The 26703-nt window shown below is 41.2% G+C and carries 27 protein-coding genes; 5 read left to right on the top strand and 22 right to left on the bottom strand.

The genetic code is table 11. From position 1 onward, the window contains the following. The first annotated feature begins 66 nt into the window (after positions 1-66). The gene (locus FY557_RS02470) at positions 67-1428 is read left to right on the top strand and encodes an MATE family efflux transporter (protein WP_149245710.1); all 1362 of its coding nucleotides are present in this window, start codon (positions 67-69) and stop codon (positions 1426-1428) included. A gap of 416 nt (positions 1429-1844) precedes the next feature. Here FY557_RS02470 and FY557_RS02465 read toward each other — a convergent pair whose 3' ends face one another. After that, complete coding sequence (locus tag FY557_RS02465) at positions 1845-2363, bottom strand: GNAT family N-acetyltransferase (RefSeq protein ID WP_149245709.1); 519 nt, start codon at positions 2361-2363, stop codon at positions 1845-1847. Between the two features lie 52 nt (positions 2364-2415). Further along, positions 2416-2994 carry a Crp/Fnr family transcriptional regulator gene (locus FY557_RS02460; protein ID WP_149245708.1) on the bottom strand — a complete coding sequence of 193 codons (579 nt, stop codon included), beginning with the start codon at positions 2992-2994 and terminating at the stop codon, positions 2416-2418. Positions 2995-3084: 90 nt separating this feature from the next. On the opposite strand from FY557_RS02460, the gene FY557_RS02455 reads away from it, so the two are divergent. Then, positions 3085-3774: an HAD family hydrolase gene (locus tag FY557_RS02455; RefSeq protein WP_149245707.1), complete on the top strand. Its 690-nt coding sequence runs from the start codon at positions 3085-3087 to the stop codon at positions 3772-3774. Between the two features lie 190 nt (positions 3775-3964). On the opposite strand, the gene FY557_RS02450 is transcribed toward FY557_RS02455, so the two are convergent. The 8 genes from FY557_RS02450 to FY557_RS02415 form a co-directional block, all read right to left on the bottom strand. Beyond that, a complete protein-coding gene (locus FY557_RS02450; protein WP_149245706.1) occupies positions 3965-6367 on the bottom strand; it encodes an alpha/beta hydrolase family protein in 2403 nt (800 codons plus the stop codon). Positions 6368-7029: 662 nt separating this feature from the next. After that, entirely contained in the window at positions 7030-7458 is a 429-nt protein-coding gene (locus tag FY557_RS02445; RefSeq protein ID WP_149245705.1) for a DoxX family protein, read from the bottom strand. A gap of 67 nt (positions 7459-7525) precedes the next feature. Beyond that, positions 7526-8401, bottom strand: coding sequence for a GTPase Era (gene era / locus FY557_RS02440; RefSeq protein ID WP_149245704.1), 876 nt, complete (start codon positions 8399-8401; stop codon positions 7526-7528). 128 nt (positions 8402-8529) lie between these two features. After that, positions 8530-9369 carry a sugar phosphate isomerase/epimerase family protein gene (locus tag FY557_RS02435; protein ID WP_149245703.1) on the bottom strand — a complete coding sequence of 280 codons (840 nt, stop codon included), beginning with the start codon at positions 9367-9369 and terminating at the stop codon, positions 8530-8532. Positions 9370-9386: 17 nt separating this feature from the next. Next, positions 9387-10793, bottom strand: coding sequence for a carbohydrate porin (locus FY557_RS02430; protein ID WP_149245702.1), 1407 nt, complete (start codon positions 10791-10793; stop codon positions 9387-9389). 6 nt (positions 10794-10799) lie between these two features. Continuing rightward, complete coding sequence (locus FY557_RS02425) at positions 10800-12047, bottom strand: sugar MFS transporter (RefSeq protein WP_149245701.1); 1248 nt, start codon at positions 12045-12047, stop codon at positions 10800-10802. A 138-nt stretch (positions 12048-12185) separates the two neighbouring features. Beyond that, entirely contained in the window at positions 12186-13091 is a 906-nt protein-coding gene (locus FY557_RS02420) for a carbohydrate kinase family protein (protein WP_149245700.1), read from the bottom strand. A 35-nt stretch (positions 13092-13126) separates the two neighbouring features. Next, positions 13127-14125 (bottom strand): LacI family DNA-binding transcriptional regulator, encoded by a 999-nt coding sequence (locus FY557_RS02415; protein WP_149245699.1) that lies wholly within the window; start codon positions 14123-14125, stop codon positions 13127-13129. 340 nt (positions 14126-14465) lie between these two features. On the opposite strand from FY557_RS02415, the gene FY557_RS02410 reads away from it, so the two are divergent. The 3 genes from FY557_RS02410 to FY557_RS02400 all read left to right on the top strand — a co-directional run bounded on the left by FY557_RS02410 (position 14466) and on the right by FY557_RS02400 (position 16311). Further along, positions 14466-15029 (top strand): Crp/Fnr family transcriptional regulator, encoded by a 564-nt coding sequence (locus FY557_RS02410; RefSeq protein WP_149245698.1) that lies wholly within the window; start codon positions 14466-14468, stop codon positions 15027-15029. 114 nt (positions 15030-15143) lie between these two features. Continuing rightward, positions 15144-15473, top strand: coding sequence for a DMT family transporter (locus FY557_RS02405; protein ID WP_149245697.1), 330 nt, complete (start codon positions 15144-15146; stop codon positions 15471-15473). A gap of 133 nt (positions 15474-15606) precedes the next feature. Continuing rightward, entirely contained in the window at positions 15607-16311 is a 705-nt protein-coding gene (locus tag FY557_RS02400) for a T9SS type A sorting domain-containing protein (RefSeq protein WP_149245696.1), read from the top strand. Between the two features lie 172 nt (positions 16312-16483). On the opposite strand, the gene FY557_RS02395 is transcribed toward FY557_RS02400, so the two are convergent. From FY557_RS02395 to FY557_RS02340, 12 genes are all read right to left on the bottom strand, one after another. After that, complete coding sequence (locus tag FY557_RS02395; RefSeq protein ID WP_149245695.1) at positions 16484-17251, bottom strand: class I SAM-dependent methyltransferase; 768 nt, start codon at positions 17249-17251, stop codon at positions 16484-16486. After that, positions 17252-18061, bottom strand: coding sequence for a type I methionyl aminopeptidase (gene map / locus FY557_RS02390; protein WP_149245694.1), 810 nt, complete (start codon positions 18059-18061; stop codon positions 17252-17254). A gap of 92 nt (positions 18062-18153) precedes the next feature. Beyond that, entirely contained in the window at positions 18154-18585 is a 432-nt protein-coding gene (locus FY557_RS02385; protein ID WP_149245693.1) for a BT0820 family HAD-type phosphatase, read from the bottom strand. 90 nt (positions 18586-18675) lie between these two features. Further along, on the bottom strand, positions 18676-19656 hold the full coding sequence (locus FY557_RS02380; protein ID WP_149245692.1) for an acyl-ACP desaturase: 981 nt from the start codon (positions 19654-19656) through the stop codon (positions 18676-18678). A gap of 143 nt (positions 19657-19799) precedes the next feature. Next, positions 19800-21341, bottom strand: coding sequence for a 2,3-bisphosphoglycerate-independent phosphoglycerate mutase (gene gpmI / locus FY557_RS02375; protein WP_149245691.1), 1542 nt, complete (start codon positions 21339-21341; stop codon positions 19800-19802). A gap of 223 nt (positions 21342-21564) precedes the next feature. Next, complete coding sequence (locus FY557_RS02370; protein ID WP_149245690.1) at positions 21565-22176, bottom strand: inorganic pyrophosphatase; 612 nt, start codon at positions 22174-22176, stop codon at positions 21565-21567. A 24-nt stretch (positions 22177-22200) separates the two neighbouring features. Beyond that, complete coding sequence (locus tag FY557_RS02365; RefSeq protein WP_149245689.1) at positions 22201-22713, bottom strand: hypothetical protein; 513 nt, start codon at positions 22711-22713, stop codon at positions 22201-22203. A 74-nt stretch (positions 22714-22787) separates the two neighbouring features. After that, positions 22788-23654 (bottom strand): hypothetical protein, encoded by an 867-nt coding sequence (locus FY557_RS02360; RefSeq protein WP_149245688.1) that lies wholly within the window; start codon positions 23652-23654, stop codon positions 22788-22790. Next, entirely contained in the window at positions 23651-24328 is a 678-nt protein-coding gene (radC, locus tag FY557_RS02355) for a RadC family protein (RefSeq protein ID WP_149245687.1), read from the bottom strand. The genes FY557_RS02360 and radC overlap by 4 nt, the downstream gene beginning before the upstream one ends. Positions 24329-24358: 30 nt before the next feature. Further along, on the bottom strand, positions 24359-24940 hold the full coding sequence (locus tag FY557_RS02350; protein ID WP_149245686.1) for a murein L,D-transpeptidase catalytic domain-containing protein: 582 nt from the start codon (positions 24938-24940) through the stop codon (positions 24359-24361). Positions 24941-24951: 11 nt separating this feature from the next. Continuing rightward, positions 24952-25620 (bottom strand): ABC transporter ATP-binding protein, encoded by a 669-nt coding sequence (locus tag FY557_RS02345; RefSeq protein ID WP_149245685.1) that lies wholly within the window; start codon positions 25618-25620, stop codon positions 24952-24954. 59 nt (positions 25621-25679) lie between these two features. Continuing rightward, positions 25680-26678 carry a bile acid:sodium symporter gene (locus FY557_RS02340; protein WP_228451674.1) on the bottom strand — a complete coding sequence of 333 codons (999 nt, stop codon included), beginning with the start codon at positions 26676-26678 and terminating at the stop codon, positions 25680-25682. Between the last annotated feature and the right edge of the window lie 25 nt (positions 26679-26703).

Below are 26703 nucleotides of genomic sequence, written 5' to 3'. Positions count from 1 at the left end.
ATGAAAATTGCAGTACCTGGTTACTGCAATTTTTTTTGAATAAACTATACTATGAATTAAACGATTATGAACTTTTTAAATAAAAACTATACGAAAGAATGCCTGACCTTGGCATTGCCCGTTATGCTGACGCAGGTAGGACAGGTTTCGGTAAACCTCTTCGACAATATCATTGTCGGAAATCTCTTGGGCGCCGATGCCCTGGCATCCGTTTCATTGGGAAATGCTGTGTTTTTCTCCATGTTTGTCCTGGCGCTGGGATTCTCTTTTGCCATTCCGCCGCTGGTTTCTCAGGCGCATTCGCAGCATGATCATCAGACGATCAATTCGGTTTTCAGCCATGGCTTCGTAATCAATATGACGGTAGGAATTTTACTGATGGGAATTTTGCTTTTAGGAATGCCGCTTTTGTATCAATCGGGACAGCCGGAAAAGATCATTCCCGACACCGTCGATTTCCTGACGATCATGGCCATCAGCATTGTTCCGTTTATGGCGTTCCAGACCTTACGGGAAGTTTCGGAAGGATTGTCTTACACCATCGGGGTAACGAAGGCTACAATTATTGCCAATGTGATAAACATCGTGCTGAACTATATATTCATCAAAGGACTGTTCGGCCTGCCGCCGATGGGTGTAAAAGGTTCGGCATTAGCCAGCCTGATTGCGCGGATCTTCATGGTGGTCTTTCTTTATTTTGTTCTACTGAATGAAAAGAAAACAAGACAGTACATCAAAGATTTCTCTCTAAAAATCCAGGTTTTCAGCAAAGAAATGTTTGAAAAAATGATACGGCTGGGATTCCCGACGGCGTTGCAGATGTTCTTTGAAGTAACTGCTTTTGCCGGGGCTGCCTTTATCTGCGGACTGATTTCGGCACATGATATCGCTTCCCACCAGATTGCGCTGAGCATGGCTTCCTTTACCTTTAATCTGTGCATCGGCTTCAGTGTCGCTTCTACGGTTATGATTGGAAGAAAAGTGGGTGAAGGAAATTTTGTAGAGCTGAGAAAAGTCGGCATCAACAACCTGAAGATCGCTTTTATCTTCATGTGCATCTGCGGGATTATCTTTGTCCTCGGCCGTAACATCCTCCCGACTTTCTTTACCAAGAAGGAAGAGGTTGAAGTCATTGAGCTGGCTGCGAAATTAATGATCATCGCCGCCTTATTCCAGCTGTCGGACGGAATTCAGGTAACGGCTTTGGGAATGCTCAGGGGATTGCAGGATGTAAAGATCCCGTCCATCTACACTTTTATCGCTTATTGGATCATGACCATCCCATTGGGCTATTTACTTTGTTTCACCCTGAAAATGGGAGCCTTCGGAATGTGGATCGCCTTAGGACTCGGACTGACCATCTCGGCAGTGATGCTGGTGAAACGGTTTCTGAATTTGTCTGCGAGAAGAATTAAGCAGAATGTATAATATGAAAGCGGTCCTTGGGATCGCTTTTATATTTATACTTGTTGTTTATGTTTATTAAATGGATTAACATCACGTGATTTCAGAAGGCGTGCCTTATCTTTTGATCCTTCTTTTTCTAGATTAGAAAACATTATCGAAGGATTAAATTGGTTTTGAATTATGCATTTATTGGCATGGTACAATTAATGAGAAGCATGAGTGTGAAACAATTTACAGATTAGTTTTTTTACTTTTGAAACTTATATTATCTCAAGTGCTGCAGGTTTATGTAAAGAAGGTGAAAATCCTCAACAATTTTATGACCTCTTGCCAGGTATTACATTAGTCCTTGCTCTATCAGATTATACTACTTCAAAAACAGATAATTATAAATTACATTTAAATAAAAATTTTGTACGGAGACTTCCTCACTTTATTTATTCTTTAATAAACGATCCTACCCTTTTCCCTACAATCACCAGCGTCCTTTCCACCCCATCCAGCAAAGCAACATCAGGAAAAACGCCCCAGTCTTCAAAACCGAAATGGCGGAATAATTTCAGACTGGGTTCGTTATGCAGAAAGATAAATCCCAATAATGTTTTCACGTCAAACTTTGGCGCGTTATCAATACAATATTGAAGCACCTTTTTTCCGTAACCCTTTCCACGGGAATTTTCGGCCATGTAAATGCTGAGCTCTGCTGTTCCATTATAGGCCGGTCTTCCGTAAAAAGAAGAAAAGCTGACCCATCCCAAGACAGTGCCTTGCTGGTCTTCGATCATCCACAATGGCCTTTTGTCAGGCGTATGTTCATGAAACCACTGAACCCTGCTTTCCACGGTAATATCTTCCGTATCGGCAGTGACCATTCTTGAAGGAATGGTGGAATTATAAATTTCTACGATCTTTGTTAAATCTTCCGGCGTTGCATCCCTGAATTTCAGTTCTTCCATTGGTATTGGCATTTGTGCAAAGATACGCGAAGATTTTCCAGCGGCCTATACCCTATTCTTTGGAATTATTCTCCTGCAGTTCCTTCAGGGCACGGTTCAGGCTTCTTACGGTAATCCCGAGATAAGCGGCCATGTCCTCTTTGGAAATTTCCATTTCCTTGGATTTTACTTCCAGAAGCTGTGAAAGCGTATGTTCTGTCGTGTGAAGCTGCTGATAGGAAGCCCGGCTTGAAGTATTGACAATCCGTTCCGCAAAAACATCCAGCAGTAAATTATTTAATGTCAGGTCATTTTTGATCAGTGACTGGAAATACGGGATCGACATGGAATAAACGGTCACTTCCGTAATGGCTTCAATGCTGCACAGGCACGGAACATTTTTAATGACCTCTATTTCACCGACGATCTCCCCTTTTCCCAAAAACTCAACGATGTATTCCTTATCATTCTCCTCTACGAAATAGCATTTCGTGATGCCGCTTTTAATCAACATGATTTTCGTAGAGATTTCGTTCTGGGTTAATATCTTATCTCCTTTTTCAAAAGGCTTTAACACAATATTGCCTTGATGATCCGGCCGTGTGTAAAGCTGCTCTAAATAATCCAAAAATGGCTGATTGGTACGTAACATATTCTCGGTTGGGACAAATGTCCTTTTCTTATTTATTTTTTATACTGAATTTTGTCGGCAGAAAAATACAAAAACTAAAGTAAATACAATATGAATAATTCGATAACCACCATCGCATTTGATGCTGACGATACCCTTTGGATCAACGAGCCTTATTTTCAGGAAGCCGAAAACAGATTTTGTGAACTGCTGGAAGATGATCTGCCGCAACATTCTGTTTCTCAGGAATTATTTAAAACCGAAATGCAGAACCTTCATCTGTACGGATATGGGATCAAAGGATTTATGCTGTGTATGGTGGAAACAGTATGCCGGATTTCAAATTCAACCGCTTCCACAGACCTCATCAGCAAGACCATTGAAATCGGGCACGAACTGTTGATGAAGCCGGTTGAGCTTCTGGACGGAGTAACAGAAACACTGGAGCGTCTTAAAGGAAAATACCGGCTGGTGGTCGCAACAAAAGGCGACCTGCTGGATCAGGAACGCAAACTGAAAAAATCCGGGCTGCAGGATTATTTCCACCATATTGAAATCATGAGCGATAAAAAGGAAAGTGATTACCGGAAATTGTTAAAACATCTGGATTGCAAACCGGAGCACTTCTTAATGCTGGGAAACTCTGTCAAATCCGATATTTTACCGGTACTGGAAATCGGAGGTTCAGCCGCCCATATTCCGTATCATGTCACCTGGACCCACGAACAGCAGGATCTCCAATTGGAGCATGAACGTTTTCTGGAACTTAAAAATATTAAAGAGGTCTTGAATTATTTGTGACTTGTTTTTTTAGACATTTCCGCTTTTTAATCTGCTATTTTTCACTGAACTTTAAGCTGTTCTTCCGAAAGGTTTTAAAACACTCCAATTGTTATCCCCGCAGGGATTAACAGTGTATCAGCGATAAGTATGCAACTATCCGCAAAGCACATAAAAACAAAACCCGCTCAAAAAGAGCGGGTTTCAGCATTTATTTCTTCAGACATTTCTCCAGGAACTGGTCCTGTTCCCATAGCAAATGCAGGATATTTTCTTTGGCGGCATATCCATGCGCTTCTTTAGGCAGTAGCACCATCTTTACCGGAGCGCCCAGGTTTTTCAATGCCTGGAAGTACCGTTCCGTCTGTAAGGTGAAAGTTCCGGGGTTGTTATCCGCATCACCGTGAATCAGCAGCAAAGGCGTCTTCATTTTGTCAGCATTCATAAACGGCGACATGGTATTGTAAATTTCCGGGACGTCCCAGTAATTTCTCTGCTCGCTCTGGAAACCGAATGGGGTCAGCGTCCGGTTATAGGCACCGCTCCGGGCAATTCCGCAGGCAAACAGCTTGGAATGCGTCAACAGGTTAGCCGTCATGAAAGCACCATACGAATGTCCTCCCACGGCTACTTTTTTACGGTCGATGTAGCCCAGCTGGTCCACCGCATTAATAGCGGCCTCCGCATTCGCCACCAGTTGTGGAATGAAGGTATCGTTCGGTTCGGTTTTGCCTTCGCCGATAATGGGGAATGCGGCATCATCAAGGACGGCATATCCTTTTGTCGTCCAGTACACAAAAGAACCGTAATAAGGGAATGTAAAATCATTCGGGTTCTGGTTGTTCTGCCCGGCTGTATTTTTGTCTTTGTACTCTGTCGGATACGCCCAGATCAGCAAAGGCAGCTTTTCCGTTTTTGCCTTGCGGTCGTAGTTGGCCGGAAGGTAAAGCGTTCCCGTTAAAGTGACCCCGTCATTCCTTTTATAAGTAATCACTTCTTTATAAACATCCTTAATGCTCTCAAACGGATTGGCAAACTGGGTTACCGCTTCCGCTTTATTGGATTTTATGCTCTTTTTAAAATAATTCGGGTACTGGCTGGAAGACTGCTGGATTGTGAGCACTTCACCCCTGGAAGGATTCAGGATATCGATGATCTCTTCTTTGCTATTTTTAAGATTGGAAGTATAAAGCCTCTTCTTCTTCAGGGTTTTCATATCCATTTCATCAAGAAAAGGATGCTGCCCGTCTTTTGTGAATCCGGCTCCGATGAGGTAAGATTTCCCGTCTTTCATATCCACGACATATCTTCCGTACTGATTTTTGGTTGTGTTAAAATTTCCGGGATCGCTGTAAATATCCTGATAATTCCGGTTTTCCAGAACTTTCGATTCTCCGGTATTCAGGTCTACCAGGTAAGAGGTCGTATTTCTCGTATCGTACCAGCCTTCCGAAACAATGGCATAATGATCGTTGGTCCAGCTTACATTTTCATACCGCTGTTTGGTTTTGAAAAAAGATTTCGGTGCATTGGTAAACGGTGCTTCCCAGGTATAAACCTCATCCCGGTAATCGGCTGCTTTCGACTGGTCGCCGCCATCCAGAGCCTCGGTGTAAACCAAAGTTGCCGGCATATCGCTTCTCCAGCCCATATCCCTTTTTCCGGTACGTACGGAAGAGAAACCTTTCGGCATAATTTCATTTAGAGGAATCTCGTTTACCACTTTTACCGTATTCCCGCTCATGTCGTAAATGGTGGTCGTCATCGGGAACCGGCTCAGCGGAACGATATAGGAGAATGGTTTTTTAATCGTTGTTGCCATCAGGTAATTTCCATCCGGCGAGAAGCTCAGTCCGGAATACAGATCCTGGTCCTTTAGTTTTTTTAAACTTCCGTTAAGATCAACGTTATAAACTTCTGAAGCTGTCAGTATTTCAAAATTCTTTTCGTCCTGAGGATTTTTAAGCAGGTCCTGATAGGTTCTGTTCTGCGAAACTTTCCCGTCGGCGGTCGATACAATCGGACCCGTCGGAAGGTCTTTGCCGGCATCAATGAGGGTTCCTCTGTTTTGAGGAAGTGTTTTAATCAGCAAGTGCTGAGAATCTTTATACCATAAATACGGGCTACCAAGATTCGCATTTAAATTATCGGAAGTGATTTTTTTGGCAACAGCGGTTTCCAGATCCACGGTCCACAATTCCACTCCTTTATTCGTCGTATTGGTAAAAGCCAGCTTCTTTTCGTCGGGTGAAAATGAAGTATAGGCAATTTTAGGATTTGCCGGTAAATTTTTAACCTGAACTTCTGTTTTGTCATTTATTTTTCTGACCTTCAGATTATTGGCGTAGGTCATCGAGCTTGAAATATTGGTTACCGGATTGATTCTTAATCCGCCCAGTTTCATTTCCTGCTGGCTCAGATCCTCCAATGTCTTATAAGTAGGACGATATGTGAAAACGATCCAGTCTTTTTTACTGTTCATTAAAACACCTGGAGGCCGTTCATAATCTGCCAGCTTCAGAATCTCCGCAGACGGTTTCTGGTAGGTCATGCTTTCCTGTGCTTCGTAGAAATTAAGGAACGCAAGAAGGCATATGGTTAATTTTATCTTCATAACAATTTCGATTTCCACGAATTTAATGAATTTTATTCCGACGGCAAAAGGATTGTTGTTTTTGGGTTTTTAAAAAGACTGAGATCAAACGCTATGAACGCAAGAAAAGTTTTTATTTGAATAACTTAAATTTCCGTTTGCAAAGGTATTTCGCCAGGCTCAGCATGACACATTTCATTCAGCAAACAGCAATGTATATTTTAAATTAACTTTAACTCGCAGGAAAGAATTGATTAACATGCTGGAATAAGATTTCATATGAAATACAGCAAAAAAGGTAGCGAGCTGGGTTGATCTGTCCCGGGGTTTACGAGAGCAGTCAACAAAAAAGCCCTGAAAGGACGAAACTGCTTTATAGAGATGTACAGCATATGATGAAATTCCGCAGGCTGATCTGAATTTCAGCTTGGGTTTCAATAATCATGCTTCTTAAGGGCCTGAACCATCTGCATCTCATTTACCAAAGCGATGCCTAAGGCTATCTATACTGTCTTTGCAGGACATAGTTATTTCTGTCACGGATTTAAATTATTGAAAATAAGTTAAATACGATCAAATTTAAATTAACGAAATATAACAGATAAAAATATCAGTAGGACAATAAAGAAGAGTGGTAAAATTTACCACTCTTTCTTTATTTATAATTTATATTTTAAATTGAATTACCAGTCATTGGCTCTTTTCCGTTTTTCGATCATATAATCTACGGAGACTTTTCCGACGCCGAATACCATCAACAAAAGATAAACTGCAAGGTAAATCAGGCTCATTTCCTGCTTATCGAAAGGATCTGTTGCATGGACTACAAATCCGGCAATAACCATCGTAAAGATGAGAAACCCCAATGCGATTCTAGAGAAAAGTCCCAGGATCAGAAAAATGGAACATACAAATTCAGCAAAAACCGTAAGTCCCAGAGTCAACTGCGGACCCATTCCCAGGAAATCGTAGAAATCACTTTTTCCGTCGATCAGTATCTGTAGTTTGGGAAATCCGTGGGAGAGCATGGTGAAACCGATAAATACCCTCACGACCAATAAAGCAATATCTTTTACCACCGAATCAGAATTTGTTGAGCTTGTGTAGTTCATTGAAAGAGATTTAAATTTAAAGATAACACAAATCTTTTAATACAACGGCTTTCAGGTCCTTTTTAGTCTACCGGTACCCAAAATTTTTCAGGTCTCTGTCGTTTTTTCTCCAGTCTTTTTTCACTTTTACGAAAAGATTCAGGTGAATTTTCTTGTTGAAGAATTTCTCCAGGTCCATTCTCGATTCGGTTCCTACTTTTTTAATGGCTTCCCCTTTATGGCCGATGATGATCCCTTTTTGGGTATCGCGCTCGACATAAATAATGGAATCAATAAAAATAATTCCTTCTTTTTCCTTGAACTGTTCCGTAACCACTTCTACGGAATAGGGAATTTCTTTTTCGTAGTTCAGTAAAATTTTCTCACGGATGGCTTCATTCACGAAGAACCGTTCCGGCTTGTCCGTGTATTGGTCTTTATCGTAATACGGAGGATTTTCCGGAAGCAGAGACTTGATTTTCGGCAGGATAATTTCCGTATTGAAAGCATTTAAAGCAGAAATAGGAAGGATTTCCGCTTTCGGAATCCTTTCATGCCAAGTTTCAACCAGCTTTTCAAGGCCTTCCTGGTTGGTCTGGTCTACTTTATTTAACAACAATAAAACAGGTACCGGAATTTTATTCAGTTTGTCTATTAAAAATTCAGAAGGCTCGGCTTTGTCGGTTACATCTACAATGAATAAAAAAACATCTGCATCCTGAAGAGAATCTTTTACAAAATCCATCATTTTCTCCTGCAATCCGTATTTGGGATCCAGTACACCCGGTGTATCGGAAAATACGATCTGCAAATCTTCCTCGTTATAAATTCCAAAAATCCTGTGGCGTGTCGTCTGAGCCTTTTGGGTAACAATCGCCAGCTTCTCTCCCATCAGTTGGTTCAACAAGGTAGATTTTCCGGCATTCGGCTTTCCGACTATATTTACAAATCCTGCTTTGTGCATAAAATAATATTAAGAAATGCAAAGTTAATAAAACTAAACCGGTCTTTCGGCTAATCATGAAGATTTAAACCAAAAAGCCCTTCCCAAAACTCAGGAAGGGCTTTTCATTACTTGTACTGCTGTTTAATTTACAGGCAGCGGCTTTTCATGAACTCCAGGCTGCCTGCCGCGAGCGCATCGGCGTCATACGGTGATTTCTGCCATAAGGAAACCATCTGCTGCATGCCGGGAACTGATGATGAAAAGTTTTCCAGTACAAGATTTCCGTCAAAATCGATCTCCATTAATGCTGCAAACAGCTGATCCCAGTTTACCGTTCCTTCTCCCAGCATGCCCCGGTGGGATTCCGTCATGTGGATATGCTTAAGCTTTTTTCCGGCCAGGACAACTGGGTCATAAAAATTGTTTTCCTCAATATTCATATGAAAAGTATCCAGATGTAGGAACAGGTTTTCCCTGCCTGCTTTTTTTATCAAATCCAAAACGTTCTGCGACGTGTTGCAGACGTAGGTTTCATAACGGTTGATCGGTTCAATTCCGATATTTACGCCTTTTTCTTTCGCATAATCTGCGACGTGGCTCCAGACCTGAGTAATGATTTCAGCCTCTGCCTCCGTTAAAGGATCTCCTGAGAAAACACCGATTCCGCCGTGCAGAACACCGCTCAGGAAATCGGTTTCCAGTTCGGAAGTTTTATCGACCGCCTGCTTTATCAGACTTTCAGCGGTTTCCGGATAGAATGCAATATGTGCTTCTTTAGGAAGGTTCAGTGAGCAAACTACGTCAAGCTGATTGTTTTTAAGCTGCTGCTTTACTTCTTTGGTATTAAATTCCATGGAAGGCGGAAGCAGAATCTCAATAAGGTCGAATCCTGCATTTGCCGTTTTTTCAATGGCGTATTTTCCGGCCTCGGGATTCCACACCGGTGTCATCCAGGAAAGTAGTGATGCTCCAAATTTTATCTTCATATCTTCAATTATTTATTCTAAAATACCCACCATTCTGCTCTTACGCCGAGATAAGTTCCGAACCTTTTGGCTCCGGACTGCTGCAGGAAGGGCGAATACAGGCTGTTCATGGCATGATCGTTATATCTTGAAACCTCTGCAATAAACCGGATGTGCGGCCTTGCCCAGACACTTCTTTCCGCTGTCGGAACAATCGTAGGAGCCAGTACCAGCTTTACCATGGAAGAAGGATCCTGGTTCCCGTCTTTTCGCTGGGCATAATGTAGTTCGGTAACGATATGGAACCAGTTGTTGAAATAATAAGTAGCTCTTACCCCGGTATTAAACTCAGACTTTTTATTAAAAATTTCCCTTTTATAGTAGTCCATGGCTTTATCGCTGTCTGCTCCGCCTTTACTCCGGGTATACACGGCATAACCGTTTAAAGACCAGCGGCCGGAAAGGTTCAGTAAAATATGTTCAACTGCTGTCAGGGAATAAGCGCCGTTATAAGTTCCTTTCGATTCATGTGGAGCACCATAGGTTCTCCAGGTCTGGGTATTTCCGCTGTCCCCGCCATTGGCAATCCCTGATCCGTAGCGGAGGGAAATCTGGTTAAAAGAACCGGGCAATCCGGTCTTAAGTGTTGAACTTAATTTTGCGCCCAGCACCCAACCGTGATCCGCAGGGTACCGCTCTATCGAATTTTTCCCGGATTTATCTACGGTATGGAATTCAGCCAGCAATTTTACCTTATGATTAGTGTTCTTAAATGGAATGGTCTGTTCCAGTACGAATACTTCCCGTTGCCTGTAAATCAGGTTTTTTCCTCCGCTGATAACGTTGGTATAAGAATAAGGGGTTGAATTGCTCGCTGCCGTATCGATGGCTGCTGGAAAAAACATGGAAAACCGGGTGTTCTTATGACGTACGCCCCAGCCTGTTGCCGAATGGTCGTCAAAATAAAAATAGTCTGCAATATGCACATCATCGAAGCGAAGCCAGCGTGATCCTGCCCACACGTCCCAGTCGCTGCCCATAATATTCCGGGCTTCTACAAAAGCTTCAGGCAAAGCCACGATCATGCCCTGATTCGATTTGGTATCCACATTCCCCAGGAATGTACCGCCAGAGTAGAAGCTCAGCCTGGCCTGCATATCAATCCTGGTCTTTTTAGCACTGTCGCCTATCACCGGTGTAAAATGAAATGCCGGCAGGAAGTCTACATAATCGCCCTGATCCATCCGTCCGCCTAATGAACCCTGGTTATTCAGATTTAATTGCCTACCTGTTCTGCCGTCTGCATTCGGGGAATAGCCTGCCCCGATTCTCCCTGTGGTCCCGAATGAAAACTTCTGGTTGGTAATGACAATCTGTGCAAAGGCTGCTTTACCGAACATCATCATCACAAGCAGGCAGCCTTTTAAATATATTTTTCTGATCATTTAATTTTACTTTAAAGTTTTAGGCTTGTAAAATTTCACGGCGAATGAAATAATGATGGCATAGCAGATAATCGGTAAGAGATACGCATGGGCAACATCCGTTTCGGCAATCTTACCCATGATCGGCGTGAAAAATGCACCGCCGAACATCGCCATCACAAGGAATGAAGAAGCCTGATGCACCTTCCCGCCCAGTTTTTTTAAACCTAAGCTGAAAATGGTAGGATACATCACACTCAGGAATAAATTAAGCAGGATTAAACTGATGAAGGAAACCCATCCGAAACTTTGGGAAATAATCAGGCAGAGTACGATATTACAGGCCGTAAAAATAGCAAGGACTTTATTCGGAGCGATATACCGCATCAGAAAGGTCCCGATGAATCTTCCTACCATCATCATGGCCATACTCAGTGAGAAGTAATAAGAAGCCTGTGTTTCCTGGAGATGCATTTTTTCCACTCCGTAATTGATGAAGAATGCCCACGTACCGCCTTGCGCCGCAATATTGAAAAACTGTGCGATTACGGCAAATACAAAATGTCTCTGCTTCCAAAGCGGTGCATTCGTGTTTACCTGGTCATCATGATGGTCTTCGCCGGTGGCATGTTCAAGGATTTCCGTTTCTTCGGCATGCGGGTCTTTCAGGTCCGGCACCTTGATGAATGCGAAAACAACCACCAATACCAGCACCACAATTCCGATCCAGGTATAAAGGGTTTTTACAGAATCCAGCGACTGATCTCCTCCGGTTCCGCTGAAGATGAAAAACCCGCCCAGTAAAGGTCCCATAATGGCACCCAGACCATTGAAAGACTGAGCAAAGTTTACCCGTTGGTCGCTTGTTCTTTCGTCACCTAATGACGCAACAAAAGGGTGTGCTACGGTTTCCAAAGTGGCCATTCCTAAAGCAAGAATGAATAAAGCGACTCTGAAAAAGCCAAAGGAAGCGGTATCGGCTGCCGGAACAAACAGGAAGCATCCTGCTGCAAATAAAGCAAGGCCCAGAATAACGCCCATTTTATACCCGAACTTTTTCATGAAAAGCCCTGCGGGAATTCCCATTAGCGCATAAGCTCCGAAAATGGAAAGCTGTACCAATCCTGATTCGGATTTGGAGATATGCAGGACATTCTGGAAATGTTTGTTCAGAACGTCCCCCATCGTAAGGGCGATGGCCCAGAAAAAAAACAATGAAGTTACAAAAGCCAGTACCACAAGGTATTTCTTTTCGGTAAATTTTGCCGATTGCATAAGTATGTTTTTACAGATTAAATTATAATTATTATAGATAATAAGGTTCCGGTAAAGCATAAGATGACCTGTCCCTGCTTTTGCAGGAAGCAGGAAAGATGAAAACTGAAATTTTTCTTATGCGGATGCTACCGCTTATTAAACGGTATGCTGAAGTTTGAAATCATTAAATTCAGACGGTTCATAATCCGGGCATGCCCCGGATTTGGAAGTGATGAATGCACCTAAGGAGATAGCCTGGTTCATGATTTCCAGAGGAGTTTCCCCTTTTATTCTCTTCGAAATAAACCCTGAAAGAAAAGCATCTCCGCTTCCTACCGTATCCGCAATGGTAATGGGAACTGCCGAAAATCCGTAATTCTGGTTTCCGACAAAATACCGGGCTCCTTTGCTTCCTTTGGTCAGTACAATTTCCCCGATATTAAAATGATCCTGAATAAATGCTGCACTTTCGTCTTCGCTTCTGTACTCTTCACCGAAATAAGCCATAATCTCCCGCATTTCCGCTTTATTCATCTTCACGATATCTGCTTTGTGCAGAAGGGTTTTAATTAATTCAACATCAATAAAAGGCGGTCTGAAATTCACATCAAAAACCTTCAATTTTGCATATTCCAGCAATTGGAGAAGCGTCTCTCTGGTTCTATTGTTTCTTGCAGAGAGGCTTCCAAAAACAAATGCTTCAGCATTAGAGACCAATTCTTTATGTTCCGGCAGCAGTTCGATATAATCCCACGCCACATGATTGATGATCTCATATGTCGCTTCATTATGCTGATCGATTTTTGCCAACACGGTACCGGTTGGTTTTTCGTCATCAGTCTGGATATACTCCGTAGTAATGCCCCAGCTTCTGATCTGATCATCAAGTTTACGTCCGAGTTCATCGTTTCCTATCCTGCTCAGCATTTTCACATCGGTACCCATTTTATGGATATTGTAAGCAGCATTGAAGGGTGCTCCTCCTGCCCTGGAACCTTCGGGAAAAATATCCCAAAGTACTTCTCCGAAACACACGACATACGGTTCTTTATTATTTATCATAAGGTTAAACGTTTAATTAAAGTTTTAAAATTTTTTTATTGTACGGAATTGCGCTCCATGTATTTTGCCTGGAGCGTAATTCTTTCTCCGTTGGGCCTGTAATGATTGATCTGATTGTCCAGCAGCTTCACCGCTTCTTTCGCCATATCGATCAGTGGCTGTTGTACGAAACTGATATCAGTCGGAAACAGATGATAGGCTTCTGTTTCATCAAATGCAATTACAGAAACCTGTTCAGGGACACGGATCTGATGATCGTTCAGGTATCGCAGTCCGGCAATCCCGAGCTTATTGCTGGAAAAATAAATGGCGGTCCTTTTTGTCAGGTCGAGGCTGTTGTTGAGCTTTTCATTTACTTCTTCCGTAATATCCTGGATGCCAATCAGAACTCTTTTTATGGGAGTTCTGGATTTTTTTATTCTCTTTTCAAAGCCTTCCTGCCGATCGAGCAAATGCGGAAGTTCGGTTTCGTAGCCTACATAAATAATTTCATGAAACTTCTTTACGGTCAGCTGATCACAGACGTGGGCCGAAATTTCAGCATTGTTGATCATCACACCGGGAAGGCTTACGTTTTTCAGGTAACGGTCGATGGTGATGATCGGATATTCTTCGGCAATCAGCTTTTTGATGGCTTCATCGGAATTCACTACCGGGGCAACGATCATTCCGTCTACCTGCTGTTCGGAAAAAAGTTCCGTCAATTTTTTAAATTTTTCAGGATTTTCATCACAGCTCCCGATAAGAAGGGTGTAACCGAGCTTCATCGCCTCGTCTTCGATGTTACGGGCAATGTTGGAGTAAAAATCATTGGAAATATCTGCAACGATAAGACCGATCAGTTTACTCTTGCTCATTTTTAGGCTTTTGGCAATTTTGTTGGGCGTATAGTTGATGGACTTGGCGACTTCAAGAATTTTCTCTTTAGTAGCGTCGCTGATCCGGCTTCCTTCTTTTTTGTTCAGGACATAGGATACGGTTGCCACGGAAACACCGGCAATTCTGGCTATGTCTTTTATAGAAGCTCTTTTCATACAGTTATTTTCAGCAACAAAAATATTTCATAAAAACCTTATAAAACAATAGCCGGATTTTTTGGGCTGATATGAAAATTATTGTATTTTCGCACATTTTTAAATTGATGTTAAAATAATATTTAAAATATTAATTACCAAACACTTAAATAAATTTAATTTGCTGATTTAAATATAGTGTTAATTTAATATGAACAAGCAATCAACATTTATGGCATATTTTGGTTAAACGTTTATCCTTAAATATTTTAATAATTTTTAAAATAAATCGAATATTGATCTCCTATTGTTTGAGATAATGGTAGAAAACTGATATTTTTGATTTTTTGACTGACTGAATATGACCCTTGACAAAATTCTTGACCGCATCTGCCCTCTTCCCGATTCATCGAAAGCAAGCCTTAAACGATCGATTGAGGAAGTTTCATTTCCCAGGAACTTCTGCCTGATGGAAGCTGATAAAGTGATCCCATTTGTTTACTTTATTAAAAAAGGAATTGTCCGTGCTTATGCTTCCGGGGAAGATAAAGATATTACGTTCTGGTTCGGAAGTGAAGGCGAACCGGTTGTTTCTATGAAAAGTTATGTGGAGAACAACCCGGGTTATGAAAACATAGAATTGCTGGAGCCCTGCGAATTGTATAAGCTGAAAACCGCAGATCTGAAACGGTTGTATAACGAAGATATCCATATAGCCAACTGGGGCAGGAAATTTGCCGAACGTGAACTCGTGAAAACGGAGGAACTGATTATTTCAAGACAGTTTAAAACCGCACTGGAACGGTATAAAGATCTGATGCGCGAAAAACCCGACCTTCTAAAGCGGGTTCAGCTGGGACATATTGCTTCTTATCTCGGAATTGCACAGGTGAGCCTGAGCAGGATCCGGGCGGAGATCAAATGAATTGAAAGATGTGAGGATATAATGGATTTTATGCTGGTCTCTTTTCTTTTTTAACAATTGTAAAATTTTAATCTTTTTTAAATCCTGAACTTTGCCGGAGAAATATCAGTAAAAATGAATTGGATCATCCTGGTTATTGCAGGTTTATTTGAGGTCGCTTTTGCGTCATGTCTTGGAAAGGTAAAAGAAACCAACGGAACCGCCATGTATTTCTGGTTTGCCGGATTTCTGATTTCCCTGACGGTGAGTATGCTTCTCCTGATCAAAGCGACCCAGACCTTGCCAATCGGAACCGCCTATGCGGTATGGACAGGAATCGGTGCGGTAGGAACAGCGCTGATCGGAATCTTTTTTTTCAAAGATCCCGTAACTTTCTGGAGAATCTTTTTCATCATTACGCTGATCGGTTCGGTAATCGGGCTGAAAGCGGTTTCTCCACATTAAACAAAACGGATAAATACCGTTATTACCTCTTAATTTAATCTTGTTAAATGCTTTATAGCGAGGCCGTTTTTCACCTGCTGAGAAACGGTTTTTTGTTTGTCTTAAATTCATATATTTATGAAAAATTAAAACCGTGGAAAAATTTCTATTTTTTTTATTTTCAGGAAGCATTTTATCAGCCCAGAGCCCAGAACTTTTCAGCAATAGTTGGTATATTTCCAAGATGGTAGTCAGTGGTCAAACCATTACCACTCCGCCAATGCAATTGGTTATAGGTACTTCTGTATTCACTGGCTCAGGACCAGCTTATGAATTACAGTCCAGATATTATAATTCAGTTGGTTCTACCATAACGTTTTCTCCCGCAGCAAACAATTTTACGAGACAGGGAGGCGGATGTACGCTGGCAGTTTACAGCGGCACCAATGCAGCGGCGGCGCAGGCCTATGATCAGAAAAACTGTGATTTTTATTTCAACTCTTCTACAAGCACTGTATTTGATTACGAGATTCTTACATCCGGCATGCTGAAGACGCTTATGATTACCAATTCCGCTACCGGTGACCAGATCTTTTACAACAATTCCGGCTTTCTCGGAATGAGTGAAAGCATCATCAAAAAACCGTTTTCCATCTACCCGAATCCTGTAAAAGACGAATTGAATCTGGAAGGGATACCGAGAGGGGTAAAGGTAAATATTTCCGATCTCTCCGGGAAAATTGTTCTGGAAGCTTACACTGAAAGTATAGAGCTGAAAATGAATGTGAGCTGGCTGACGAAAGGTATTTATATTATTCAACCCGAAAATATGCCGGCACAGAAGTTTATTAAAGAATAAACAATGAGCTTTTTATGCTTTTTATAGTTACGAAAGGCTTAAAGCATACAAGATCTATTAAATTTCAGACTCCTGCTCTGCGCATCTTTCTGTCGGGTTGCTGAACGGAGTCAAAGCTAGGGAAAAAAAGTTATAGTACATAAAAGATGCCTTCGATCTGAAAGCATCTTTTTTATTTTTTATATATCACAGGAAGGATTTCATTTTTCCTGAGACCGTATTTTTTGATTTCTTCTTCAGAAAAAGTCTGGGAATAAAAATTAATATCTGTTTTGAATCCCGCATTTTCCAGGCGTTCAAAGTAATCCATTCCGTACCAGCGGACATGGTCGTACTGCCCGAAATGTTTCTGGCGTTCTTTAGGATCCCGGATGGTAAAATCTTCATAGGTTTTTTCCAGCGAATTTTTCATCGGAACCTGTACAATCCCCCAGCCTCCCGGTCTCAGGATCCTGTACAGTTCGCTCATAGCCCTTGCATCATCTTCTATATGTTCCAGCACATGGTTGCAGAAAACCACATCAAAACTTTCGTCGGCAAAAGGAAGGTCCAGAATATCCGCTTTTACATCCACAATCGGCGAATACAGATCGGCGGAAATATAATCAAGATTCCTCATCCTTTTGAATTTACGTAAGAATTCCTGTTCAGGAGCGATGTGTAAAACTTTGTAATTTTTTATAAAAAAGTCGGTTTCGTTCTGGAGATACAGCCACATCTGGCGATGCCTTTCCAGGCTTAACGTTCCCGGAGACAGAGCATTTTCCCTCTGGCTGCCGTACCCATAAGGAAGAAATTTCCGGTAAGATTTTCCATCGATCGGATCAATAAATTTATTACCTTTAAAAAACTGGTAAATAAGCGGCCGCGCCCAGATGCTCATTTTGATCAGCATAGGACGGGGAATTTTATTGAGTAAAAGCTTGGTAACTTTTTTCATTTAAAAATCCAATTGGAACGCTTTTTCTTCATCGCTTGTAATCCCCAATGCCTCATAGACATACTGGAACGTTGAAAGGAGGACCGGTTTTCCGTTGATGACCGCCACATCATGCTCAAAATGGGCGGAAGGCTGATCATCCAGTGTTGTTACCGTCCATCCGTCATTATGGAATTTCACCTTTTCGGTACCCAGGTTGATCATCGGTTCGATGGCAATTGTCAGACCGTCTTTGATCACTTTTCCGCTTCCCTGTCTTCCGTAGTTGGGAACCTGCGGGTCTTCATGCATCTGTCGGCCTACGCCATGGCCTACGAGTTCTTTCACAACCCCGTATCCTTCTTTTTCGCAGTGCGACTGAATAGCATATGAGATATCACCGATTCTTTTTCCTCTTACACATTGCTCAATGCCCTTGTATAAAGATTCTTTGGCAACTTTCAGCAGTTTTTTGGTTGCCGGTTTTACTTCACCGATCTCGAAAGTATAGGCGTGGTCTCCGACAAAGCCGTTTAAGATCGCACCACAGTCAACAGAAAGAACATCGCCTTCCTTAATTTCTTCTTTGCTCGGAAAACCGTGTACTACCTGTTCATTCGGAGAAATACACAGGGAATATGGAAAACCTCCGTATCCCAGGAAGGCAGGTTCGGCACCGTGATCTTTGATGAAGTCGTGTGCCAATTTATCTAAATACAAAGTGGTGATCCCCGGCTTGATTTCCTTCGCCAACATTCCCAATGTTCTGGAAACCAATTGGGCACTCTGCTTCATAAGACGCAATTCGTCTATTGTTTTTAACTGAATCATAAAATAATATAACCATTTATAAATCTAGCAATGCAGCAATAACGAATTAAAAAATTGATATATTGTTACACCGATACATTATCAGACTATTCTTACCAGAACAATCCTTTTTTCTTTTCTTTCTTTAGCTTGGAATAGGCAAGGACTTCTTTTCCTTCAACCCTGAATTCGATCCTATCCTGAATGATATTATAGATTTCACCCCATCCCGGAAAGCCGCCCAGGTTTCTGTCGTCGATGAACCAATCCGCATCCAGCTTTCTCGACTGGGTTGCAGAATCAAAAACTTCTCCTTCAAAGCTTGAATTAACGGCATAAAATTCAATCCCGTTTTTTTTGCAGAATTCTACTGCTTCATCCAGGGTTTTGCCATGTCTGTACGTCCATAGAATTAGCCGGTATCCTTCGGACTGAAGTCTTTTTAATGTTTCAAAGGCGAAAATTTTCGGTTTGCCGATCGACGGATAAGCATCGTCAACAATTGTCCCATCAAAGTCTACAGCAATTTTCTTATTATTCATCATATTGAATATTTTTGAAATGCAAAGATACAAAAATAAAAGAGTGCTAAAATACTCAGCACTCCTAACTTTTTAGATAATTATATTTTAAAATCAGCTCTTCACCCAATTGAACTGGAACTGCAGATCGGGTGTCGAAATCCTGTCTGTAATTTTCTGAAGTCTTGCGGGAAGTTTCATCAGGTATTCCTGTGCTTTTTCCGCTTTTTCATTTAGTCCTTTTACGTGCTCGATCTTCCATTCATCCAGGAGCTCTTTCATAATGTTGATGTAATCCTGTCCGGTATATACCATGCAACGTTGTGCTGCATCCGAGAAATGCCCCCAAAGCTCTCCTGCTTTCTGCCCGGATTGTCTCATCATGTGAGCCGGCATAACGATTTTCTTACGCATCATGTCTTCAAAGGCAAGAATCATTTCCGAAGGATCGATTTCCAGAATTTTAGCTACGAAATGTTTGTATGCTTTTGCGTGTCTGGCTTCATCGGCAGCAATAACCCCGCACATTTTAGCCAGTTTTCCGTTTCCACACTGCTTGGCCAGGGTACCTACCCTTCTATGAGAGATATTGGTGGCCGTTTCCTGGAAGCTGGTATATACAAAGTTACGATACGGGTCCATGCTGGTCCCCAGATCGAAACCGTCGTTGATCAGATACTGGGTAGTAACTTCAACTTCACGCATGTTCACTCTTCCACACAGATAAAGGTATTTGCTTAAAAGATCTCCATGCCGGTTTTCTTCGGCCGTCCAGGCTCTTACCCAGTTGGCCCAGCCGATTTCTTTCTGCTCCTGGTCTACTCCGTCTACGCCCATTAACCATGATTCGTAAGAAGGTAAAGCTTCTTCCGTGATACAGTCGCCGATAAGGGTGACGAAAAGATCATAAGGCATTTCTCTTGCGAAAGTCTGGATTTCTTCTAAATCGTATTTGAAGTTCTCGCTGGAAGGATCCGGAAGATAATCGGAAGGCTGCCAGATTTTTTCGATCGGCGTTAAAAATTTATCCAGAAAAGAACCGACTTCCTTTTCCAAAATTCCCATTACTTCTTTTCTTACGAGCTGCTGATACATTTTTAGAATTTAGATTAAATGACAAAGTTAAAGTTTTCTTTACTATTTGAAACATAATATTATGTTAATTCTTCTGATATTCGTCATAAAAATTGCCGCTGTGAAAATCATAACGGCAACTGTGGTATTATTCTATTAAATTCTTAGCTAATTAAAACATCTCCTGTCATAACTTCAGGAATTTCAACCCCCATTACTTTAAGAATTGTCGGAGCGACGTCTCCCAGTTTCCCGGGTTTCAGATTCCAGGTCTGATCTTTATCCATCACAATAAAAGGAACCAGGTTTGTAGAATGCTGCGTATTCGGCGACCCGTCCGGGTTAACCATTACATCGGAGTTTCCGTGGTCGGCCAGGATAAAAACGGCATATCCGTGTTCATAAGCGGTTTCCGCTACTTTTTGAATACATTGATCTACAGTTTCCGCTGCTTTTACCGCTGCTTCAAAAACACCTGTATGTCCTACCATATCGGTATTGGCAAAATTCAGGCAGATGAAATCTGCCGTTTCATGCTCCAGTTCCGGTATAATGGCATTTGTAATATCGTATGCAGACATTTCAGGCTTCAGGTCATAAGTAGGAACGTCCTTCGGACTAGGACAAAGCAATCTCTTTTCTCCATTGAAAGGTTCTTCCCTTCCTCCGGAAAAGAAGAAGGTAACGTGAGGATATTTTTCCGTTTCCGCAATCCTGATCTGCGTCTTATGGTTTCTTTCCAGAATTTCTCCCATGGTCTCGTGAAGAACTTCTTCATCAAAAACCACATGGATATTTTCAAAGGTTTTATCATAATTGGTAAGCGTAATATAATACAACGGTAATTTTCTCATGAAATACTCTGGATTGTCATGCTGGGTAAGCACTTCAGTAATTTCACGGCCTCTGTCCGTACGGAAATTGAAGCAGATGACCACATCATGATCATTTATTTTTGCTACCGGAACTACATTCCCGATGGCCGTAGAATCAATCATAATAATCGGCTTCATAAACTCATCGGTTATATTCTCATCATATGACTTCTGAATTTCCAGCAACGCGTTTGTAGTCTGTGCACCTACGCCTTCCACCATTGCATCAAAAGCAATTTTTACCCGTTCCCATCTTTTGTCACGATCCATCGCATAGTATCTTCCGACTACTGAGGCCAGTTTTCCAACGGTTTTCTCCATGTGCTCCTGAAGGTCTTCAATGAATCCCTTCCCCGAACGCGGATCACAGTCGCGGCCGTCCGTAAAAGCATGAACAAAAACATTTTCGTTAAGCCCGGATTCATGAGCGGCTGTTAAAAGCCCCTTTAAATGATTGATATGGGAATGTACGCCCCCATCAGAAACCAAGCCGATAAAATGTACTTTTTTATTTTCTTTTTTAGCATAAGCAAAAGCATCCTGAATGACTTTCTGCTGGCCTAAAGACCCGTTTTCCACCGCCATATTCAGCTTTACCAGGTTCTGGTACACCACTCTTCCCGCTCCGAGGTTCATGTGCCCCACCTCGGAATTTCCCATTTGTCCGGCGGGAAGTCCTACTGCAAGCCCGCTGGCTTCCAGCGTGGTGTTCGGAAAATTTTTAAGGCAGCTATCTATAAAAGGAGTGTTTGCTTTATCCAGTGCTGAAACATTAGGATTGATGCCCAATCCCCATCCGTCAAGGATCGCCAATATTGCTTTTTTCGACATTTTGTATAAACTTTTGTATTACAAATTTATTTATTTTGAAATAAAACGAAGAACCTGCCGGCTTAAAATTTATTTAAATTTGCTTTATTTGCAGGGATTGCCTGTATTTTCTGATTGCCTACATGTATTTACCATCAGAAATATCTGATGATTATGTTTAACTAAAAAAGGATAAACGAAAATTTCATTTATCCTTTGATCTCATATAAAAACAATGTTCTTATTATCCTCCGTAGTTGTTCAGGTAATCTTCCTGAGAAGCCTGGATTACTTTTTTAGCATGTTCTGCGCCATACACTTCCTGGATTCTGCATTTTGCAGGTTCATCCGGCAGGTTTTTGTATGTCAGGAAATAATGCATTAATCGTTTCACTTCCGCTTCCGGCAATTCTGAGATATCCCTGAAATGTCCGAAAGCATGATCACCGATCATCACTGCCACAATTTTATCGTCCGCTTCTCCTCCGTCGATCATTTTAAAGCCCCCGATCGGAATAGCCTCCATCAGTAAACCACCGGCGTGGATATTGTGTGAGCTCAGTACGCAAATATCCAACGGATCATGGTCTCCCATGCTAACGTCTGTTGCACCTCTTTCAATAGCAAGGTTCATCACAGCGGTATCACAATAGGTTCTTGGAACAAAACCGTATAATGCGGGGATGATATTGGAAAATTTCTGCGGGCGGTCTACTTTCAAAAATCCCGTTTCTTTATCTACTTCGTATTTAATAGTGTCTGAAGGAACGATCTCCACGAAAACATTTACAACATTCGGCGCATCTTCTCCTGCAGAAATTCCGTGCCATGGATGTGCTTTAAAATTTGGAATCATTTATTTAAATTTTTATTTTTTTAGTTAAGCTATTATTATAATTTCTTTTCTCAGATCTTCGATGGTTATAGAAATATAATCTTCTCCTTCCATATAATTCATCAGGAGAATGGTTTTGAATTCGTCAAGATTAATATTTCCATTGCTCTCGTTATAGGTTTTATGAAGAAGCGCAATCACAGCATTTTTAGAATCAACGATATTCTGCCAGGAACTTTTGGTAATGTACAGCTGTTGGGAAGCATTGTAGTCGAATTCTTCGTTGATGGATTTTTCAGTAAGGAAGATAAATTCATGTACAGCAAGGCCTTTATCGAATCGCTGGATCAGGTTGGAAGGTTTCAGCCTTTCCATAAACAACGTCATCCTTTCATAAGACTGGGTTTTATTTTCTGAATTCGATTTTACGGAAAGCAGCCGGATTTCCTGTTCTTTAAGTCTAATGTATGTAAATACAAATTGCCGGAGCAACACCAAAAAAGGAATCGCAATAATCAATGCAAAAGCATAGGGTAAATATCCTGAAAAACTAGCCATAATTTGAGGTAGCAAAATTACTAATATTTTCTTAATTTATCTATGAAAATTCGACAATAAAACTTTAAGTTCAGTTAAAAGAATTTTTTCAATATTTTATTTTCCCAAACCGGATATTCATTGAGCTCTGCACCAAAACTTTTAAAGAAAACCTCTATACCACGTATATTGCTTCCCATAAAATTAAATTTCTTTTCGTGGATGTAGAGGCTAAGGATTTTGTCAATGAGAAAAGACGATCCGTTTTCATCTTTATAACTCTCGTCATTGATAAGTCCCAGCAGAGAAAGCTGATTGTTTTCATTTATCAATACAGTGATATTGATCAACCTGTCTTCCAAGTAGGCACCTGCCAGTTTCAGGGCATTCCTTTTAGCGAGAAAACTTATATAATTTTTGTATTTCTCCACATCCCCCTCCTTACTTAAACCTTTGAAGTTCTTCTGCATGAACAAAAAATGCTCATCATTAAATTCGAGTTCTTTATAAATGAGGTGCTGAGCACATTTGGCAGTGGACTTTCTTCCTTTGAAATATTTTCTTCTTCTCAGAATGGTATAGTCAGAAACCGGAATAATGTAATTTTTCCTTTTTATTAAATTCTCAGAAAAGGAATTCTTATGATTGAATGCATACGAAAAAACAACATATCTTTTTTTGAGAAAATTTAAAAATCGGTCATTAATTGTTGCATGATCTTCTTTTGAAAAAATACCCAATTGCTGACAGAAAAGCGGCATCACCACCAGACTCAAACCGTATTTCTGCCTGATGGAAATTGGCATTACCGCCTCATAATCTCCATCTAGCAGAATATGCCAGTTCCCGGAAAGCTGGTCCAGTACCTCTTTACGGGCATACCAGTTCTTCTGCTCCGAATTTTCAAGACATGCCGTATATTTATCGAAATCGATTTCATGATATTTCAATCTTCTAATCATAACAATCCGTCGTCTGAGAAACTAAAATAGGAATTTTGTGTAACAATGAGATGGTCCAGAAGCTGAATATTCAGCATTTTTCCGGCTTCTTTAATTCTCTGGGTAATGTCGAGGTCTTCCTTACTGGGCTTAAGATTTCCGGAAGGATGGTTATGTGCGATAATAATTGCAGTAGCATAATGATCCAATGCCGTTTTAAACAAAACCCTGATATCCACAATCGATTGATTGATCCCACCCTGCGTAAGCTGCGAAAAATGGAGCACCTTGTTGCTTTGATTCAGGAATATGGCCCAGAATTCTTCGGTCCTTAAATCCGACAAATATTTCCTGAGGATCTGATACCCGTCATTGCTGCTCGTAATGAGTGATTTTTCCGGTACCTCCTGAGCTGCCCGCCGCCTGCCTATTTCGAGCGCTGTGGCAATAGCAATGGCTTTTACCTCGCCTACTCCTTTGAATTTCATCAGATCCTTTACGGAAAGCAGACTCAGCTGATGCCAGCTGTGATTTACCGAATTCAGGATTTTCCGTGCCAGCTCGATGGCCGTTTCTTCCCGGCTGCCGCTTCTCAGAATGATGGCCAGCAATTCGGAGTCTGAAAGTGAATTGATCCCTTTCAGTAAAAACTTTTCCCTGGGTCTGTCGTCTTCAGCTAAAAATTTAATGGCCATAGCAGTAAGAAATTAAATTTTGATCATGGTTTAGTAAAATGCATACAACAGAATGGTCTTCGGTGAATGGTCGATGTATTTTGCCGTTTCGTTAAATGCCTTCTTTGAAAGCATCGGACACCCGAAACTCAGACACACTGGCTGCACAGATTCTTTATCCGGGATACAATAATAGGAATGAAGAACAATCGCTCTCGATCGGGCATTGCTGTTGGTTTTGTCCAGACCGTCCAGCCGATAAGCTTTTCCAAACTTTCCGGAATAGCTTTCCTTAATTTCATATTTTCCTAAAGACGACTGATGTGAACCATCAACATTGCTGAAGCTTAAGGCTGATGAATTTTTAGTGACCGAACCGTCACCATGGGCAACAATGGCTTTCTGTAGTATTTTATTGTTTTTCAGGTCATACAAAAAATACCTGTATTTTCCGGAATGGATTCTGAAATTAATAAAAACCGCAAGGTCCTGATTGTAATTTTTAGCTTTAATGAAATCTTTAATTTCCGAAATTTTCGATTTTGGCAAATCAATACCTGAATCCGAACTCTGAGATTCAAATTTGGAGCATGAAATAAAAAGCAAAAGAAAAAAAATAAAGGGTTTCATCATTTGTGCTGTTTTTATTCGATAATCAATCCGTCTTTCATTACTAATTTACGGTCTGTGATTTCTGCGAGATTGGGGTTATGCGTTACAATCACAAAAGTCTGGTTGTATTTATCCCTGAGGTCAAAGAACAGCCGGTGAAGATCATCTGCATTTTTGGAATCTAGGTTTCCCGTCGGCTCATCCGCAAAAATAATTTTAGGGGAATTGATTAAAGCCCTGGCCACAGCCACCCGTTGCGCCTCCCCGCCAGAAAGCTGATTGGGCTTATGATGAAGCCTTTGTTCGATTTTCAGGTCTTCAAATAATGAGTAGGCTTTTTCAACCGCTTCCTTTTCATTCGCTCCTGCGATTTTAGTCGGAAGCAAAACATTTTCCAGTGCGGTGAATTCAGGGAGCAGCTGATGAAACTGAAATACGAAACCGATATTCTGGTTTCTGAATTTGGAAAGCTGTTTATCATTCATATTGATAAAGGATTCTCCCGCAATGGAAATTTCCGTATCGAATTTACCGGAAGTCGTGGGCTGATCCAGAGTTCCCAGAATCTGCAGAAGCGTGGATTTACCTGCTCCGGATTCCCCTACAATGGATACCACTTCACCCATTTTGATATGGATATTAACCCCTTTCAGTACTTCTAAATTCCCATAAAATTTATGGATATTTCTCGCTTTAATCATGATTCAAAAATAGTGAATTGATTTAAATCTGAAAAGCAATCAATAGGTATTTTCAAGGATTATATTTCTGCAGTGCGCGAATGTTTCTCGATCCTGTTAGCCAGCCAGCTTACATAGAACAGCTGGAAACTGTGGTAGATCATCACCGGCAGCAGAAAAAGCACCTTCTGATCTTCAGGAATTCCGAGGACCATGACAAAGAGGCTTCCGTGAACCAATGATTTTTTGGAGCCGCAAAACGTTGTGGTAATGACATCTTCTCTTTTAAAGTGTAATTTTTTAGAGATCATCTTTAAAATTTCGTACACTAAAAAAAACAGGCCGATAACACTAACAGCAATAATAAAAAAAACCGTTGGCGGAACCGATGCAAAAACATTCTGTACAAAAGCGTCCGAGAAACTTTCGTAAACAATGAGTAGGATAATCAGCTTGTCGAATTCTGCAATCACCTTGCTGTATCTGGCGACTAAATTTTTGAAAACAGGATTTAAAAGCAGTCCTAAAATAATCGGCAGCAGTACTTTCAGCAACAGCTGCTGGATAATCTCGGTATTGTTGACATTTCCCTGATCCGGCTGAATAAAAAAGCTCATGAGCAGAGGCGTCATAACAATACCGATGATTCCTGAAATCGAAGCATTGAAAATCGCAGAAGTAACGTTTCCTTTGGCAATGGAAACCATGACCACCGAAGAGGATACCGTGGAAGGAAGACTGGCCAGAAAGAATATCGAAAGCCAGGTGATAAAATAAGCCGAATCCTTTACAAAACCATAAAAAGGAATGACCAGCAAAGGAAAAATCACGAATGTTCCCAGCTGGACCAGGAGGTGAAGCTTCCAGTTGGAAATGTCCTTTACAATTTCTTTAATGTTCAGCTTTAATCCATACAACAGGAAAATGGCAGCAATTCCCCAGTCTATAAATGCGGACAGATTGATATATTGATTGTATTCTTCCTTAAACGGGATCAGTTTGCCGGCAATAACCATTGTGACCAGTAACAGCAGAAAGATATTCTGCTTATCCATTTTCAGTGTTCCTATCTTCATCATTTAAAGATAAGAAGGATTTCCCGAT

Origin of the sequence: Chryseobacterium sp. SN22 (assembly GCF_008329705.1) — a bacterium.
Lineage (GTDB): Bacteria > Bacteroidota > Bacteroidia > Flavobacteriales > Weeksellaceae > Chryseobacterium.
This window is presented reverse-complemented; position numbering and strand designations above follow the sequence as displayed.

Coding starts and splice junctions, on each gene's coding strand:
- FY557_RS02470 (WP_149245710.1), top strand. CDS start 67: ATGAACTTTTTAAATAAAAACTATACGAAAGAATGCCTGACCTTGGCA.
- FY557_RS02370 (WP_149245690.1), bottom strand. CDS start 22,176: ATGATTCCAAATTTTAAAGCACATCCATGGCACGGAATTTCTGCAGGA.
- FY557_RS02340 (WP_228451674.1), bottom strand. CDS start 26,678: ATGATGAAGATAGGAACACTGAAAATGGATAAGCAGAATATCTTTCTG.
- FY557_RS02430 (WP_149245702.1), bottom strand. CDS start 10,793: ATGATCAGAAAAATATATTTAAAAGGCTGCCTGCTTGTGATGATGATG.
- radC (WP_149245687.1), bottom strand. CDS start 24,328: ATGGCCATTAAATTTTTAGCTGAAGACGACAGACCCAGGGAAAAGTTT.
- FY557_RS02395 (WP_149245695.1), bottom strand. CDS start 17,251: ATGAAAAAAGTTACCAAGCTTTTACTCAATAAAATTCCCCGTCCTATG.
- FY557_RS02435 (WP_149245703.1), bottom strand. CDS start 9,369: ATGAAGATAAAATTTGGAGCATCACTACTTTCCTGGATGACACCGGTG.
- FY557_RS02405 (WP_149245697.1), top strand. CDS start 15,144: ATGAATTGGATCATCCTGGTTATTGCAGGTTTATTTGAGGTCGCTTTT.
- map (WP_149245694.1), bottom strand. CDS start 18,061: ATGATTCAGTTAAAAACAATAGACGAATTGCGTCTTATGAAGCAGAGT.
- FY557_RS02415 (WP_149245699.1), bottom strand. CDS start 14,125: ATGAAAAGAGCTTCTATAAAAGACATAGCCAGAATTGCCGGTGTTTCC.
- FY557_RS02465 (WP_149245709.1), bottom strand. CDS start 2,363: ATGGAAGAACTGAAATTCAGGGATGCAACGCCGGAAGATTTAACAAAG.
- FY557_RS02420 (WP_149245700.1), bottom strand. CDS start 13,091: ATGATAAATAATAAAGAACCGTATGTCGTGTGTTTCGGAGAAGTACTT.
- FY557_RS02345 (WP_149245685.1), bottom strand. CDS start 25,620: ATGATTAAAGCGAGAAATATCCATAAATTTTATGGGAATTTAGAAGTA.
- FY557_RS02425 (WP_149245701.1), bottom strand. CDS start 12,047: ATGCAATCGGCAAAATTTACCGAAAAGAAATACCTTGTGGTACTGGCT.
- FY557_RS02410 (WP_149245698.1), top strand. CDS start 14,466: ATGACCCTTGACAAAATTCTTGACCGCATCTGCCCTCTTCCCGATTCA.
- era (WP_149245704.1), bottom strand. CDS start 8,401: ATGCACAAAGCAGGATTTGTAAATATAGTCGGAAAGCCGAATGCCGGA.
- FY557_RS02445 (WP_149245705.1), bottom strand. CDS start 7,458: ATGAACTACACAAGCTCAACAAATTCTGATTCGGTGGTAAAAGATATT.
- FY557_RS02360 (WP_149245688.1), bottom strand. CDS start 23,654: ATGATTAGAAGATTGAAATATCATGAAATCGATTTCGATAAATATACG.
- FY557_RS02455 (WP_149245707.1), top strand. CDS start 3,085: ATGAATAATTCGATAACCACCATCGCATTTGATGCTGACGATACCCTT.
- FY557_RS02450 (WP_149245706.1), bottom strand. CDS start 6,367: ATGAAGATAAAATTAACCATATGCCTTCTTGCGTTCCTTAATTTCTAC.
- FY557_RS02460 (WP_149245708.1), bottom strand. CDS start 2,994: ATGTTACGTACCAATCAGCCATTTTTGGATTATTTAGAGCAGCTTTAC.
- FY557_RS02380 (WP_149245692.1), bottom strand. CDS start 19,656: ATGTATCAGCAGCTCGTAAGAAAAGAAGTAATGGGAATTTTGGAAAAG.
- FY557_RS02365 (WP_149245689.1), bottom strand. CDS start 22,713: ATGGCTAGTTTTTCAGGATATTTACCCTATGCTTTTGCATTGATTATT.
- FY557_RS02350 (WP_149245686.1), bottom strand. CDS start 24,940: ATGATGAAACCCTTTATTTTTTTTCTTTTGCTTTTTATTTCATGCTCC.
- FY557_RS02385 (WP_149245693.1), bottom strand. CDS start 18,585: ATGATGAATAATAAGAAAATTGCTGTAGACTTTGATGGGACAATTGTT.
- gpmI (WP_149245691.1), bottom strand. CDS start 21,341: ATGTCGAAAAAAGCAATATTGGCGATCCTTGACGGATGGGGATTGGGC.